The sequence below is a fragment of the Pseudomonas sp. B6001 genome (genome assembly GCF_013386015.1).
Classification (GTDB): Bacteria; Pseudomonadota; Gammaproteobacteria; order Pseudomonadales; family Pseudomonadaceae; genus Aquipseudomonas.
In genome coordinates this window covers 136,805-151,804 of sequence record NZ_JACAOX010000008.1, presented here as the reverse complement: position 1 = coordinate 151,804, position 15,000 = coordinate 136,805, and the positions used below count along the sequence as shown (strand labels likewise).

The window sequence follows — 15,000 nt, the reverse complement described above, 5'->3', positions numbered from 1 at the left end:
GGAACCGGGCCGGAGTGCGGGCATGCCGAGCCTAGGCGAGGCACCGAGTGGTGGGGCAAAGACTTTTTGGTTACTTTTGGGGCGTTTGCCAAAAGTGACCCGCTGTAAGAGCGGAACCATAGGTGGCCGTTACCGCAGCAACGGATATGTACTCAATCAATCAATCAAACCACTCCCCCCGCTCAAGAAACGTATTCCGAATCATCTCCACCACCCACCCCACCTCCAGCGGATGCCGCACATCAGCACTCACCCCCATCCAGACCTGCCGCTGCATCCCCTCCAGAAACACCCCATCCAACGCCGTCAACCCACGATCAAAACAACTCATATACCGCGGCAACAACCCAATACACGCACTGCACCGAATCATCTCCAGCATCAGCGGATACGCTTCCACCCGCACCACCCCCGCCAGCCGCTGCTCCACCAGGCTATTCCACGGCCGCAGCGCCTCCACCTGCCGGTCCGGCTGCCACTGCACCAACATATAATCCGCAAGGTCTTCAATGCTGTCCGGCCGCACCGCCAACCGCGAATACCGCTTGGCAATATGCGGCGAATAATCCAACCGCGCCAACACCTCTGGCGCCCCAATGGCAAAACTCGGCCCCGCCCCCGGCGAATCCATCCCCGACAACCACACCACCACATCCGCATCCAGCGCCTGCAACCCCAACTCGCTGTCGATGGAAATGATCTCCAGCCGCACACTCGCATTGCGCCGCAACAGCGCAATCAGGTCCCGCCCCAGAATGTCATGCAGGATCGACTCGGCAACCGCCAGCCGAATCAACGGTTGCTCCAGCACCGGCAAGCGTCGCTCATGCGCCAGGGCAATCAACTGCGCCTGCAACTGCTGCCCTTCACGACTCAGGGCCAGGACATTGCCCTGATAGCTGAACAGCGAACGCCGCAGTTGCTCTTCCAGCTGCGCCAGGCGCTTGCGCAACTGCGTGGCCTTGATGTTGAGGCTACGAGCCGCCTGCATGAAACACCCACAGCGGGCGCTGATCAGGAAATACTGCGCCACCTCGGGCTCGATGGCGGCCGCCAGGGCCAGCCAGGCCTCGCGGGATTCGGTCGACGCACGATAAGGCGCGACGCCGTGGGGTACAGCCGGTTCAACAAATACCATGGGAGACTCCCTGTCTTGTGGGTACTGTGCATCCAATGCGGTGATACGGTTTTACTCCAGCACCTTGTTCAGCTCGGCGCCGTCGATACTCAAGGTCGCGGTATTGAGCATGCCTTCCAGGTAGGCCTTGGCAATTTGCTCCTGGCGTTGCGCACGCAAGGCCTCGGTCAAGCGGCCACGCAGTTCATCCAGCGTGGCGGTGCGCGCCGGTTGTTGCCCAGTGAGTTTGAGCACGTGAAAACCCGCCGCACTCTGCACCGGCTCCGACACCCCGCCCGTCTTGAGCCGCGCCACCACACCGCGCATTTCAGGCACCAATTGCTGCAATGGCTGCATCCCGGAATCGCCACCGCGCCGGGCGCTGTCGGGGTCCTGGGAATACTGGCTGGCCAGGGCGGAAAATTCGCCTGGCGAGGCCTGCGCCTTGCGGCTCAACTCCTGGGCCTGGCGGCGCACATTGTCGACGGTTTGCGGGTCGCTCACGGCCAGGAAAATCTGGCTGACCTGGTACAACGGCGGCGTTACCCATTGTGCCTTGCCGCTGTCATAGGCTTGCTGCAATTCAGCGGCGCTGGGGTAATCCGTCGGCACCTGGCTGACCGACAACATGTAGTCGCGAAACACGATCTGCTCGGTGGCGGCGCGGGTCTGTTGCTCCACCTCCGGGCGCTGCCGCCAGCCCTGGGCATCGGCCTGTTCAAGCACGGCCTTTTGCGCCAGGCGCGAACGCAGCCAGGTTTCCAGGGCGCCACGGTTGCCACGCAACTGCTCGCGGGTTTCCACCGGCAAGGCGGCCAACACCGACTTGAGTTCGGCGAGGTCGATCTGCTGGTTGCCCAGGCGTGCCATCGCCGGGCCGCCCTTCACGGCCAGCGGTGCAGGCTGCTGGGCTGCGACCGGGTCACTGCCCGGCCGCAGGCTCAACCCCACCGCGACCGCCAGCACCACCAGGGCGCCAGCGCCGACCACCAGGGTTGGTTTCTTCACAGGGCAGGCGCCTCTTCACGGGCATTGACGGCAGGCGCGGCGTCGGCCTGGGCTTGAAGCTGGGCGGCTTGCTGGCTGTATTCACGCAGGTAGACGATGAATTCCTGCAGCAGGCGGTCCCACAATTCCAGCTGATTGCGCAAGTACGGCGCACCCACGCCGGCGGCCACCACGTCCATCTCCATCAGCAGGAACTCACCCTGCAACGACAACCGCGCAAAACGTCGGGAAGCGTTCCAGACCTGGGCCAGCCCCTCGGGCAATTCGCCCTGCACCCGCAGCGCGCAGCTGTAGGTGAAGTCCACGTAGCTGCCCTGCTCTGCCGCCGGGTTGCCGAAACGCACGGCGAAGCCAATGCCCTGGCTTGCGCTGAGCAATTGCACGATGCCGTTCTGCTCGGTCTGGTTGACCCGGTAGCCGGCTTCCTGCAGCAGCTCGGTCAAGGCTTGCGGGGTCACGCTGGTGATCAGTTGTACGTCGCTCATAGGGGTATCTTCCTTGTCGATCAATGATTAGTGACGGTCTGTGGAGCATCGAACCGATTAAGGTAAAGGACGTCACCAAAACCCTGGGCGAGTTCCTCGAACTTGACCCGGGTGCTGCTGGCGAACGGTTGGCGGATGCTCATCACGTCGGCCACGTCGATTTTTTCGTAGGCCGTCAGCAACTGCTGGGCCACGTCGTACATCTGTTGATTCTTGACTGAACATTGCTGCACTTGTGTGTCACGTTCCGTGAGTTGCGCCTGCAAACGTGCGCGCTCGGTTTCTTTGCCCCGGGCGATTACCAGCAAGTCTTCATAGGCTTTCTTGAACTTGCCCACCTGCTCATTGCTAGCGGCCACCTGGGCCTGGGCCTGGCTGTGCAGACTCTGTTGCTGGCCCACCAGTTGCTCGGCCACGCCACGGGTCTTTTCCAGTTCGGCGGTCAGTTGCTTGACCTGCGCCTGGGCCTGCTTGGCCTGGGTTTCGGCGGCGATGCGTGCGGCACTGGCCTGGGCCTGCTCGCTTTGCAGCGCCTGCAACTGCTGGGTGGTGCTGCGCAGCTGAGTGCGCAGGCGCTCCTCCATACCCTCAGCCGAAGCGCCGGTGGTAACGAGCAGTAGAAGCAGGCCGCAAATTCGCGTGTTCATGAGCTTTCTCCGGCGCATCAGAAGCGCGTGTTGAGTTCCAGTTGCATGACATCCACTTCAAACGGCGCGCCATACACTTCGGAGGCGCTGAGCCAACGGGCACTGGCGTAGATGTTCTTGTCGAGGCCGTAGTTGGCGCCGATGAAATAGCCCTTGGCGTTGGTGCCGCCGAGGTGGAACGAGGAGTCGTTGAAGCCGTCCGGCAAGGCATCCGGCTGGATGTATTTGTAGCCGGCCAGCACGTTCCAATCGCCCTTCTTGCGCATCTCCAGCGCACTGCCGAGGGTGAACTGCACCAGCAGCGCATTGCCGCCACTTTCAAACTGGCCGTCGCGGTTGAGGTTGTTGACGATCTGGCCTTCGCTGCGCTTGAGCATCTCGCCCTTGTCGTAGGCCAGGTTGTGGATGAAGTTGGTCTGGCTGCGCAGCTTGAGGTCTTCCGGCAGCTCGCTGTCCCAGGCCAGGTTGAGGTCCAGCACGTTGAACTTGGACGCCAGGCCGACGAATTGCGGTTGCGGGGTCAGGCCAGGCGTTGCCGGGTTGGGGGTGATGTCTCGCAGCAGGAACACGCTGTTGCCCTTCTGCATGAAGGCCAGGCGCGTGCCATCGGTATCGCACGCCGGCTGGCCGGCCCACGGCGAGCAAGGGCTGGAGCGTTCGCCCTGGATATCGCCGAAGTGGTAGTAGGCCATCGAGCCCTTCAGGCTGTTGCTGCGGTTGATCTTCCAGTCGGCGCCGATCTGCCCGCCGAACAGCCATTTGTTTTCGCTCTCGTCCTTGTCGAAGCCGTTGGTGGTGGCGGTGTCGGGGCTGTATTCCACCGGGAACGCGCCGAGGGTGCCGAACAGGCCCCAGTCGCTGTTGAGCTTGTGGTTGAAGATCGCCGCCACACCGTCGAAGTTGAGGTCGCCGGAATACATCATGTCGGTGGAATAGAACGGGTTGGCAAAACGTCCGGCGGTCAGGGTCATGTAGTCGGTGGTCTTCCAGGTGAGGTAGCCCTGGTCGAGCCAGATGTCTTTCTTGCCGAAGCCGCCGCCCAGGGTCTGGGTGGTGGACACCGGGTTGTTGTCGTTGCCGGTGCCGAGGCGGATGCCGGCGGTCCATTCCGGCGAGATCACGGCTTTCATGCCCAGGCGGGCGCGCAGGCGGAACAGGTTCTCGCGGTCTTCGCGGGTGTTGAGCAGCGGCGGCAATTTGGTGTTGGTGTTCTTGTTCACGTCGTAGGGGCCGCTGTCGTTGAGCTTGGCGTAATCGACGATTTCATTGCTGTTGTTGCCCGAGAAATAGCGCGACTCATCCCGCAGGCGAATATCGCCGTCGAAGCTGATGCGCGAGACCCACTCCGGAAAGGTGTTGGGCTGGGCCCAGTTTTCCTGCTTGGCGGTGGCCATGACCTCGGCCTTGACCTGGTCGCGAATCTGGTCGCGCACCGCGGCCGGCACGTACTGCACCCGCACATCGCCGGGGGCCGCAGTTGGACCTGCCGCTACTGCCGTGGCGGTGCTGGCCTGACGTGCCTGCCGGGCTTCCTTTTCAGCCTGGGCGATCAGCCCGTCGGCCTGTTCCTGCTTGAGCACACCTTGCTGCACCAGCAGGCGGATCAGGTTGATCGTGGCGTTTTCCGAAGGCGCGGCGGTGGCGGCCGTCGCCTGGCCGACCAGGGTCGCGATGACCATGCCGACCGCCAGGGTCAATCGATTCACGTGGGAAATCATCAGCACACAACTCCTGTAGAAAACTGCAAAAAAGGGTTCGATCAATCCGGGCGCCGGCCCTTGAGGGACAGGCGTACCGGCAGGGTCATTGAGGCGGGTGTGCGTTCCTTCAGCCGCGGTGTGGCACGCAACGCGGCCAGCACCTGGGCGTCGGTGTCGGCGTCGCCGCTGGACTTGGCGAGCTCCACGCGCGTCACCTCGCCGTCTGCGCTCAGCCACAGGTCGGCCTGCACCGTGTAGGCCTTCTTGCGCAGCTCCGGGTCTTCCCGCAGCAGGCGCTGGAACACCCCGGCCAGGTACTGCTTGAACGTCCCGGTACCGAGCCCGCCACCACCGGAACCGGCCATGCCGCCGCCCTTGCCGGCACCGATGTTGAAACCGTCGGTACCGGACTGCGCGTCGCCGTCGATCTGCATCGGGTTGGCCAGGTCGTCCGCCGGTGAAGGCGGTGCTTCCTCCTCGGGCTTGACCTCGTCCGGGGTCGGCGTGGGCTCCGGCTCGGGGACTTTCTCCTGCACCTCGGGCTCCGGTTCCTTGGGTTTTTCCGGCGGCGGTGGTGGCGGTGGCGGCAACGGAATAATCGTCGGCACCTTGGGCGCTTCACGGCGCACGCCACTCATGTCATTGGCCCACTGCCAGAGAAACCAGGCAGCCACGGCGCCCAGCAGCAGGCCAATGCCCCACTTCAGCGGGCGCAATGGCGGCTTGTTCTTGAGGGGCGTCGGCGCGATCGGCATCTGTGCGGTCATGACTCAGCCCTGGCTCGGTTTGCCGGTGACCAGCCCGACCTGGGACAGCTCCAGGCGACGCAGCAGGTCGAGCACTTCGATGACCTTCTGGTACTGCACCATGGCGTCGCCGCGCACGATCACCGGGAAGTCCGGGTTCAGCGCTTTCTCGATGCGCAGGCGTTCTTCCAGCTCCGGCAAGGTCACCGGATAAGCGTCGAGAAACACCTGGCCGCCATCGTTCACCGAGATGGCCTTGGTCTTGGCCTCGGACAGCGATACCGAAGCACTGGCCTTGGGCAGGTGGATCTGGATCCCCGAGACCTGGGCGGTGGCGGTGAGGATAAACATCACCAACACCACCATCAGCACGTCCACCAGGGGCGTGATGTTGATGCTGTCGACGGGGGCGTCATCGTCATCGTCGTGGGAGGCATTCACGGAAGCCATGCTGATTCTCCTCAGGCCGGGACGTGGGCGTGGTGGTCGCGACGGTGCGCCGCTTCACTGTGCTGGCTCTCGCCGTGCATCTCCGCCAGGCGGGTGATGAACTCGTCGACGAACACGCGCATGTCGGCGCTGACTTCCTTGTTGCGGGTAATCAGGCGGTTGTAGCCAAACAGCGCGGGGATCGCGACAAACAGGCCCATGGCCGTGGCCAGCAAGGCCGCCGCCATACCCGGGGCGATGGCGTTGATGTTCACGTCGCCGGCCATCGCCGTGCCGAGGAACACCACCATGATCCCCAGCACGGTGCCGAGCAGGCCGATATACGGGCCACCGGCAATCGCGTTGGAGAGGGTCGACAGCTTGGCGCCGAGCTGCTGGTTTTCCCGGGTGCGCACGCCGTCCATGGAGCAGCGGATGGCTTCGATGGTGGCTGCCGAGACCGACGAGGTGTCGGCGCCCTGGGCGCGGCGAGTGCGGATTTCCTTGACCGCGACCCGGTACAGTCGCCACAGCGAGGAATGGGTCAGGCGCTCGGCCAGCAACGCGTCGTCGTAGTACATCTCCAGGCGCGTACCGATCTGTGCGAATTGCTCGCGGAAGATATCGTTGGCAGCACTCACGCGACTGACCTGGCGGTTCTTGCGGAGCATGATGAACCACGACTGGAACATCATCCCCACCAGCACCAGGATGATCACCCAGGCATCCACCGGCACCGCCTTGAGCAGGAACCCCAGGCTGCCGAAGCCGAAGCCCGACTGTTCTTCATCCACGCCATAGGCCACCAGTTTCGACTCGGCGCCCTGGGCCGTGGCATCGGCCAGCAACAGGGCTGCCGGGCGCGCGACCTTGGACAAGCGCAGTTCGTCCATGGCCCCGGTAAACGGCAGGTGCCCGCCGGCGGCTTCCGGCAAATCGGCACCGATGGCCAGTTGCGAATTGAACGCCGGCATCGCCACTGCGAGGGTCGCGGTCTCACGGCCGTTGACGTACAGCGAGACCTTGTCGCCCTCGGCGGTGAACGCCAGGTGCTGCCATTGGCCGGGGTTCAGCGGCTGGGTCGAGACAGCGCGCTGGCCGTCGATTTCAATAAACGGCATCCCCTGGTTCAAGCCCAGCAACAGGCTGTGGGCGCCCTCGCGACGGGCCACCACCACTTGCTCGCCGCTGGCCTGGTCGACCCGCAACCAGGCGCTGAAAGTGAAGGCGCCGCCCGCTGCGTGTTGCAGCGACGGGCTGGCTGGCAGCAGCAACGGCTGGCCACTGAACTGCAAGGCCCGGCCGATCACGCCGTCGATGCTCGCACCGGTAGCGTTCACGGCAGTGTTGCCGTAGGCCGTGGTGTCCCGGGGCGGCGTGCCGTTGGCGCCGTCGAAGTGGTAGAGCGCGGTGTAGTTCGGGTCGAAGGTCAACTGGCCGTTGGCGGTGGCCGGCGCCTTCTGGTTGCCGTAGTACATCCACAGGTCCTGGCGCTGGCCGCCTTCGACCTTGGGCACATCGACCCAGATCAGCGCCATGCCCATCAGCGGGTCGAAGCTTTCGATCTGGTGGTTGAACACGGTCTTGTCATCGGCGCTGACAAAGCGCAGGTCGGCGCCGTCGTCCTTGACCCCGTCAAAGGTGAAGTTGCCGGTGTGCAGGCGCACCAGCAACGCAGTGCGGCCCAGGGCCTGGCTGATGGCTGCGCCCTGGGAGGTGGTGTCCACCGTGATCTGTTTACGGTAGTGCCAATCGTCCTGCCACCAGGCATGGGCGGTGGCCGGGAGCGCGAAGCCCAGGCAGATCAACAGGCTCAGAAATAGGCGTTGCATGTCAGGAGTCTCCGAAAAAAGGGGTCAGAAAGTCGCCTGCACACTGAAGTGCAGTCGCGAGTCCTGTTTCTGGGTATTTGGGCCTTCAAGCAGCGGGTAGCCCCAATCCAGGCTGCCGGACAACCACTTGCTCAAACTGGCGCGGGTGCCGAGGCCGACACTGGCCAGGCTGTATTCGTCTTCCTGCTCGGGCAGCGGGTCATGCAGGCGCAGGCGTGCGCCTTCGGCAAACGCATAGAAGCGCCACTCCTGCACGTAGCTGCCGAGGAACTTGGCCAGGGACGGCGTGCGCAGCTCCTGGGACAACAGGTAGCCTTCGTCGCCGGTGCGCTCGGCGGCGAGATACCCGCGTACCGACGTAGCGCCGCCAGCGGAATATTGCTCGTTGGACACCAGCGGCCCCGAGGCCAGCTGGAAGCCGGCCTTGGACGCCGACTGCCAGTCGTTGCCGAAGGTGTAGGTGTAATTCAGGTCACCCTTGAGCACCGCAAAACTCGGGCTGGCCTTGTCACGCTTGTACTGGAACTCCTCGGCGTCGCTGCCGTAGCCGAAGAACGCGCGGGTACCCACCACCAGGCTCAAGCCCAGCCCCAATTGCGACTGCTCGGTGTAGCGGTAGCCGTTGTAGCCGAAGGTCAGCGGTGCGTACTTCAGCGGGATATCGTCCGTGCTGCCGCCAAACTTCATCTGCTCCTTGAAGTCCTTGAAGTCGACCCCGGCAGAGAACGAATTGGCCCAATTGCCACTGGCCGGCAGGCTGTAGATCGCCGACACGCCGTAGGAATGGCCCTTGCCCAACACGTTGCTGCCGCCGATGGTGGCGATGTTGCTGTCGGACTGATAACCGGAGAACTGCAGGCTCCAGCGATCAGTCAGCGGCGCGGTGTAGGAGCCCGACCAGACCTTGGCGTTGTCGCTATCCTGGGGCGCGGTGAAGTAGGTCAGGGAAATGCTGTGGCCCAGTTGCCAGAGGTTGTCGTAACCCAGGGTCGCGACGCTGCGCAGCTCCTTGGTGTCGGCGCTGTAGTCATTGTTCAGGCCGAGGCTGGCGTGCCAGGGGTTCTGGTCTTCCACCTGCAGGTCGACGTCCATGGTGCCGGGGCGCTGGCCTTCGCGGACCAGCGGCGTGACCTGCCGCCCGGCGCTGCGATTAAGGCCGGCGAGTTGGGTTTGCACGCTGGTGAAATCCGGAACCGCGCCCTCCTTCAAGCCGGGTACTTCGTCGCGGATTTCCACCGGCGAATAGTGCTTGGCGCCTACCACGCGGACGCGCCCGACCTTGGTTTCGCTGACCTGCAGGTAGACGATTCCGTCATCGACCTTCTGCTCCGGCAGTTCGACGAACACCGACTGATAGCCGCGTGCCTGATAGATCTTCTGCAAGGCATCCCGGGCGCCTTCGATGTCGGCGAGGGTCTTTTGCGGGCCGAGAAACGGGTACACCGCCTCTTCGATCGCACGAGCGTCGAGCACGGTGTTGCCGCGCACGAAGTACTCGTTGACGTCCACCAGCCGTGCCGGAGGCTCGGGCTGGGTGCCCTGCTCTTCGGCCTGTAGCGGTTGCGCCAATGCACCCAGCGTCAGCCAGCACAGCGCCAGCGTTGATTTGAACAGATGCTCCACACCGCCCCCTGGTTTACTCAAGATGATTGCCGTCGCCGTTTGCCCGGCGTTTGGCCTGTTCAATTGCTGGATATCGAGGTGTTGCCGTGCCGGGCGAGCCAGGTGTGCAGCAGGGCGAAGTTCAGGGAGAACTCCGGCATGTGCAGCAAGGCGCCACAGAACACTTCACCGATGATTTTCTGGATCAACTGCACCGCCTGCGGGTTGTTCAGGAACGTGGCGATGTCGCGTTGCAGGAGGTTGATGCCCCAGACTTTCTGGTTCAGGTCGAGGCCGACGAACCAGCGGAACAGCAGGTTGTAGTTGAGTTGTTCGTGCAGTTGCTGTTCGTTGGGGACTGAGTACAGGAGTTGCAGCAGCAGGATCTGCAAGACGGTCTGGGGGGCGATCTGGGTGCCGGGTTGGGCCTGGAGCAGGTCGCGGTGGAGGTCGAGGATGTCGTCGATCTGCGGGCGCAGCAAGACCAGTGAATGGCCTGCGGGGATGTAGCTGGAGACTTCCTTGAGCGCGCCTTGCCAGTCGTCCTGGGAGACGATCCATACCCACGGTGCGCCATAGCGGTAGACCGAGACCGGTTTTTTGCGTGCGGCTTCGACGATCTTTGACAGGCGCTGGTCGAGCTCCTGCATGCCGACTTTCGAGTAACGTTCCATAGTTCCCATTCGCCCCACTCCTGGCATCCTGCTTGCGGCTCTGACGTCGCCTTTTTTGGCGGTGTTGAGCGCGTTACATAGCCAAGACGGGGGTCGCTGGGGACTACCGAACTTTTGTCATAAAAGCTTCTTTTTTGGGGCGGGGTGAGGTGGGCATATCCGTTGCTGCGGTCAGGGCTGGTATTGGTTCCGCTCTTACAGCGGCTCACTTTTGGAGTGTTGTGAAGCAAAATCAAAAGTTAAAGCGGGCACGGTTCAAATGTGGGAGCTGGCTTGCCTGCGATGGCATCGCCTCGGTGTATCTGAAAAACCGAGTTGCCTGCATCGCAGGCAAGCCAGCTCCCACAGAAAAGCAGAACCACGGAGTGCGGGCATGCCGAGCCTAGGCGAGGCACCGAGTGGTGGGGCAAAGACCTTTTGGTTACTTTTGGCTGGGCCGGCATTCCGGGCGTTTGCCAAAAGTGACCCGCTGTAAGAGCGGAACCATAAGCGGCCGTTACCGAAGAAACGGATATGTACTCAAACCAAAGACCCCGGCAACGGCAGTTCATAAGACTTCTTAACCGTCCGCACCACCAAAGTAGACGAATAAGTACGAATCGGAATATCCCGATAAATCTCTAAAAACCGATAGATATAATCAGTGTACTCAGTAGCATCCCGAAACTTCGCCACCATCACAAAATCAAACTCCCCGGTCAGCAGATAACAGTCCTGAATCTCCGGATGACTCGCCAGGATATGCTGCATCTTGCGGTCGATATCATTGCTGTCCCTATCAAGCTTGATCAGGAAGAACGCCGTAACCTGAATCCCAAGCTTGCGCTCATCCAGCACCGCCACCTTGGCCTTGATGATCCCGACACTCTCCAACCGCCTGATACGCCGGTAACAACTGGTTGAAGACAGCCCGACACTGTCACTCAACAACTCCAGACTCTGACTGCAATCCCTTTGCAATTTCCCCAGAATCTTCAAATCCATGGCATCTGTCATTTTTTCCATATCTTCCTTGAAAAAACTGCAATGAATCCACCGTAAACACCCACCAATTTGCACAAATCCTGCGCGGTGGCGCACTAACATCAATCCAGCTTAGCAGCCCAGCCAAATCAGGCATCGGGGCCGCATGAGAGGGATCTTATGATAGTCGCGAAACCGACATGGGCCACCGATATCCACGGCCTATTCAGCGCCCCCTACTGGATCCCCCAAGAGCAACGCGCCGCCGTCGCCGCCTCCTGGGTGGGCTGCATGAACGCCTACTTCGTATTCCTCGAAGACCCCGCCTCCGTCAAGACCTGGTCCGAAACCATCTACCAGCACCTGGCCTCCCGCAGCATGCCGCTGACCCTCGACCAGCAGCAGTTCTGGCCCATCGACGCGCTGGAAACCTTCAGGCTGTGGGTCAACCAGGGCTGGCGCCTCACTCCCGCCTCACCGTTCGACGAGGCAGAACGCATCCCCCCACCCGACCTGCCTCACCCGGTCAAACGCGTGCGCCAGGACATTCGCGCACTGACACAGGAACAACTGAACCTGTACCGCTCACGCCTCGATGACGTAATGCAGGTGGCCAACGCCGACAGCGGCTCCCCTTGGCAGCGTTACGCCTATATCCACACCAACTGGTGCCTGCATTACCAGGAAGCGTTTGCCCTGTGGCACCGGGCCTATCTGCTGTACCTGGAAGCGCTGATCGACTGCCCCATCCCCTACTGGGACTGGATGGCCGAAGACGCCAGTGTCGACGGCAGCCCCCAGGCCGGCTTGCCCCAGGCGTTTCTCGATGAAACCTACGTGCACCCGCACACCGGCGAGGTTCGCCCTAATCCGTTGCGCTACGCCGCTGCCAAGGACGGTTGTTCGAAGGTCTGTGAAAAAGCCAGGGTACCCGGTGTGGACTGCCGCTTCGTGCAACGCAACCCGCTGTTCTACACCCAGGGCGAGACGCAGCGCGTCGAACGCACCCAGTTGTACGGTATGAGCCGGATTTTCCAGCAACAGGTGGTCGATGCCCTGAAGTTCAACACCTTCAGCCAGCCCCAGGGCGTGCCAGGTTATCCCTGGGCGAACATCCCGGTGTTTGATCCCCCCCAGGAAGATGACCTGTACCCCAACCGTGCGCTGAATTTCGACGGGCTCTACGAGCAGCCCCACGACAACTATCACGGCTGGATCGGCGGCGACATGGCCGACAACGCCTACACCGCGTTCGACCCGGTGTTCAGCTCCTACCACGCCAATATCGACCGGATGCTGGAGGTCTGGATCCGCGCCCACCCGGCAGCGCAGTACACCACCCAGTGCCTGCTCCAGCCGTTTGCCGGCAGCGAGGCCGACGATGTCACCTTCACCAGTGCCGACGCCTGGCGCTACACCACCCTGGGGGACATGGCCCAGGACAGTCGGCATATCGGCTATGACTACGGTGTGCCCGTCGCACCGCCCTTTGGCACCCGCCGCCCGCCCGCAAAAGCCTGCTGCCAGCAAAGTTCGACGCCGATGCAAGCGCAGGAACAAACCGCAAGCCTGGGCCCGTGGGTGGTGTTCGACCATGTGCGCTGCACCCACGACACCTACCTGATCGACGTATTCCTCAACCAGCCCGACGCCACGCCGCAGCAGGTGAGCGCCGACAATCCGCACTATGTCGGGCGCTTCAGTCGCATCGGCATGGGCCTGGTGGATGACAAGGGCCGCTGCATCACCCATGGCGTGTCACGCGCGCTGAATGCCGCGCGCACTGCTGCCGCATTGAACCTTCGCCCCACTGACACCACGCAGTTATCCGTGGTGGTGACCCATCTCGATAGTGCCCGGGTGTTGACGCCGCAGGAGTACGCGCCGCTGCCTGGCTTTATCGCCCAACTGGTGTGGGACGACCCGCGCCAAACCGTCGCCGGCCCTGCTCCCAGTGCCGGTTGCTGCTCCGTTTCCACCACAACAACACCTGGAGAATCGACATGAGCACACCCTTCAAACAATTCACCTCTCCCGCCGGGCAAGCTCCCAAGGACTACAACAAGCTGGGCCTGGAAAACCAGTTGCCGCAGTTTGAAACCGACTGGAACAACGACCTCACCGGCTGGACGCAGTCCGCGATCATCGGCAACCCGTGGTCGGGCCTCAATGACGCGCCGCGCTCGGGCTATTACAACCCACTGGTGGAAGGCTACGGCCCCACCACGCCGCCGGCGATTACCTGGGCGCCCTTCCCCAATCGGCTGTGGACGTTTTTCTACAACAACGGCACGGCGGTGATTCCACAGTTGGGCGGCAAGGCCATGTCCATGCAACAGGTGATGGAGCTGACCGACAACGGCCAGATTACGATCAACAACACCCTGTACATGCTCTACGACCCGAACAAGCAAGGCACCCTGCTGCAACTGCCCGTCACTCGCTGCCCGAGCATCGACTGGCAAGGCAAGTACAAGGATTTCTCGCCTTCGGGCCCCCGTGGCTGGCTTGACGAATATTGCGAGTGGTCCATCGTGCGCGATGCCGACGGCAACATGCGCAAGATCACCTTCACTTGCGAAAACCCGGCGTATTTCCTGGCCATGTGGCGCATCGATCCGACTGCTGTACTGGGGCTGTATCGCGACTACATCGACCCGCAGGTGCAACTCGAAGACCTGTACCTGCGCTACACCGCCGACTGCCCGACCGGTAAGGCCGGCGATCCGGTCATCGACCCCACCACCGGTCAACCGGCCTACGACACCGTCAACAAATGGAACGCCGGCACCGCCTGTGTGCCTGGCCAGTACGGCGGTGCGATGCACCTGACCTCCGGCCCCAACACCCTGAGCGCCGAGGTGTACCTGGCTGCCGCGGCGACCATCCTGCGGCCATTGAGCAGCAGCCAGAATTCCCAGGCGTTGATCTGCTGCGCGCAATACGGGCAGAACTACCGCAACTCCGATCCGCATATCGGTTTCTCGGCCAACAGCGTGGCAGTGAACAACCGGCTGTCGCTGACCAACCCCATCGGCCTGTACCTGCAACAACCCACCGACTTCTCGGCGTGGAAAGGCCCCCAGGGCCAGGACGTCAGCCAGTACTGGAAAATCACCCGTGGCACCGCCAAGTCCGCCGCCAACGGCTCCGACCAGATTCTGCAAGCGGTGTTTGAAGTGCCGGTCAGCGCCGGGTTCTCGATCAACGACATCACCATCAGCGGCCAGCCGATCGACTACGTGTGGGTGATTGCCCAGCAGTTGCTGGTGGGCCTGAGTGTGACAACCACGCCCATCAGCCCGACGCCGGATTCCTGCCCGTGCGTGACGGACCGGGTCAACGGCGTGCAACCCTGGCCGGTACAGCTGCTGCCGCTGGACCTGTTCTACGGGCAGTCACCCACCGACCTGCCGGCCTGGCTGGCACCCGGCACCAGCGGGCAGTTTGCCCTGGTGGTGCAAGGCGCCGACCTCAAGACCACCGCCGAGACGGCGCGGGTGCAATTCTCCAATCCCGGGGTGACGGCGCAGGTCACAAAGTTCCTGCCGGATGCCTCGGCCATCCCCGGGCAAACCAACTCCGGTGGCACCCAGGGCTACCTGCTGACCATCACCGTAAGCCCCACTGCCGCACCGGGGCTGGTGACAGTGCGCGCCCTCAACCCGGGCGAAGCCGATAACCCCAGCGCGGCGGAACACCCATGGGAATCCGGATTGGCGCTGGTGCCTGGCGCCTGACTGATACAGCCCATCAGCCGCACCCACCCAGGGTGCGGCTTTACCTGCTTGCAAGGA

General features: G+C 62.8%; 13 protein-coding genes. 2 read left to right on the top strand and 11 right to left on the bottom strand.

Going from position 1 to position 15,000, the window contains the following annotated elements; translation table 11 throughout:
• Nucleotides 1-160: 160 nt before the first annotated feature.
• The 11 genes from HX821_RS10815 to HX821_RS10765 form a co-directional block, all read right to left on the bottom strand.
• On the bottom strand, nt 161-1,138 hold the full coding sequence (locus HX821_RS10815; RefSeq protein WP_003211527.1) for a LysR family transcriptional regulator: 978 nt from the start codon (nt 1,136-1,138) through the stop codon (nt 161-163).
• 51 nt (nt 1,139-1,189) lie between these two features.
• A complete protein-coding gene (locus HX821_RS10810; RefSeq protein ID WP_177035731.1) occupies nt 1,190-2,125 on the bottom strand; it encodes a peptidylprolyl isomerase in 936 nt (311 codons plus the stop codon).
• Nucleotides 2,122-2,610, bottom strand: coding sequence for a YbjN domain-containing protein (locus HX821_RS10805; RefSeq protein WP_087694073.1), 489 nt, complete (start codon nt 2,608-2,610; stop codon nt 2,122-2,124). The genes HX821_RS10810 and HX821_RS10805 overlap by 4 nt, the downstream gene beginning before the upstream one ends.
• 20 nt (nt 2,611-2,630) lie before the next feature.
• Nucleotides 2,631-3,257, bottom strand: a complete 627-nt coding sequence (locus HX821_RS10800) for a DNA repair protein (RefSeq protein WP_177035730.1) — start codon at nt 3,255-3,257, stop codon at nt 2,631-2,633.
• A gap of 17 nt (nt 3,258-3,274) precedes the next feature.
• Entirely contained in the window at nt 3,275-4,975 is a 1,701-nt protein-coding gene (locus tag HX821_RS10795) for a putative porin (RefSeq protein ID WP_177035729.1), read from the bottom strand.
• 41 nt (nt 4,976-5,016) lie between these two features.
• Nucleotides 5,017-5,724 (bottom strand): energy transducer TonB, encoded by a 708-nt coding sequence (locus HX821_RS10790; RefSeq protein WP_177035728.1) that lies wholly within the window; start codon nt 5,722-5,724, stop codon nt 5,017-5,019.
• Nucleotides 5,725-5,727: 3 nt separating this feature from the next.
• Entirely contained in the window at nt 5,728-6,153 is a 426-nt protein-coding gene (locus HX821_RS10785) for a biopolymer transporter ExbD (protein WP_003211540.1), read from the bottom strand.
• A gap of 11 nt (nt 6,154-6,164) precedes the next feature.
• Nucleotides 6,165-7,964 (bottom strand): DUF2341 domain-containing protein, encoded by a 1,800-nt coding sequence (locus HX821_RS10780; RefSeq protein ID WP_177035727.1) that lies wholly within the window; start codon nt 7,962-7,964, stop codon nt 6,165-6,167.
• Between the two features lie 24 nt (nt 7,965-7,988).
• Entirely contained in the window at nt 7,989-9,587 is a 1,599-nt protein-coding gene (locus tag HX821_RS10775; protein ID WP_008430334.1) for a ShlB/FhaC/HecB family hemolysin secretion/activation protein, read from the bottom strand.
• Nucleotides 9,588-9,646: 59 nt separating this feature from the next.
• Nucleotides 9,647-10,240 (bottom strand): transposase, encoded by a 594-nt coding sequence (locus HX821_RS10770; protein ID WP_087694077.1) that lies wholly within the window; start codon nt 10,238-10,240, stop codon nt 9,647-9,649.
• 519 nt (nt 10,241-10,759) lie between these two features.
• Nucleotides 10,760-11,224: an Lrp/AsnC family transcriptional regulator gene (locus HX821_RS10765; protein ID WP_032899475.1), complete on the bottom strand. Its 465-nt coding sequence runs from the start codon at nt 11,222-11,224 to the stop codon at nt 10,760-10,762.
• A gap of 159 nt (nt 11,225-11,383) precedes the next feature.
• On the opposite strand from HX821_RS10765, the gene HX821_RS10760 reads away from it, so the two are divergent.
• Entirely contained in the window at nt 11,384-13,210 is a 1,827-nt protein-coding gene (locus HX821_RS10760; RefSeq protein WP_177035726.1) for a tyrosinase family protein, read from the top strand.
• Nucleotides 13,207-14,943, top strand: coding sequence for a hypothetical protein (locus HX821_RS10755; RefSeq protein ID WP_102606333.1), 1,737 nt, complete (start codon nt 13,207-13,209; stop codon nt 14,941-14,943). The genes HX821_RS10760 and HX821_RS10755 overlap by 4 nt, the downstream gene beginning before the upstream one ends.
• The last annotated feature ends 57 nt before the right edge of the window (nt 14,944-15,000 follow it).

Bases quoted from the DNA above. Each gene is read 5' to 3' on its own strand.
- HX821_RS10790 (WP_177035728.1), bottom strand. From the start codon at position 5,724: ATGACCGCACAGATGCCGATCGCGCCGACGCCCCTCAAGAACAAGCCG.
- HX821_RS10785 (WP_003211540.1), bottom strand. From the start codon at position 6,153: ATGGCTTCCGTGAATGCCTCCCACGACGATGACGATGACGCCCCCGTC.
- HX821_RS10805 (WP_087694073.1), bottom strand. From the start codon at position 2,610: ATGAGCGACGTACAACTGATCACCAGCGTGACCCCGCAAGCCTTGACC.
- HX821_RS10815 (WP_003211527.1), bottom strand. From the start codon at position 1,138: ATGGTATTTGTTGAACCGGCTGTACCCCACGGCGTCGCGCCTTATCGT.
- HX821_RS10780 (WP_177035727.1), bottom strand. From the start codon at position 7,964: ATGCAACGCCTATTTCTGAGCCTGTTGATCTGCCTGGGCTTCGCGCTC.
- HX821_RS10760 (WP_177035726.1), top strand. From the start codon at position 11,384: ATGATAGTCGCGAAACCGACATGGGCCACCGATATCCACGGCCTATTC.
- HX821_RS10770 (WP_087694077.1), bottom strand. From the start codon at position 10,240: ATGGAACGTTACTCGAAAGTCGGCATGCAGGAGCTCGACCAGCGCCTG.
- HX821_RS10795 (WP_177035729.1), bottom strand. From the start codon at position 4,975: ATGATTTCCCACGTGAATCGATTGACCCTGGCGGTCGGCATGGTCATC.
- HX821_RS10800 (WP_177035730.1), bottom strand. From the start codon at position 3,257: ATGAACACGCGAATTTGCGGCCTGCTTCTACTGCTCGTTACCACCGGC.
- HX821_RS10755 (WP_102606333.1), top strand. From the start codon at position 13,207: ATGAGCACACCCTTCAAACAATTCACCTCTCCCGCCGGGCAAGCTCCC.
- HX821_RS10765 (WP_032899475.1), bottom strand. From the start codon at position 11,224: ATGGATTTGAAGATTCTGGGGAAATTGCAAAGGGATTGCAGTCAGAGT.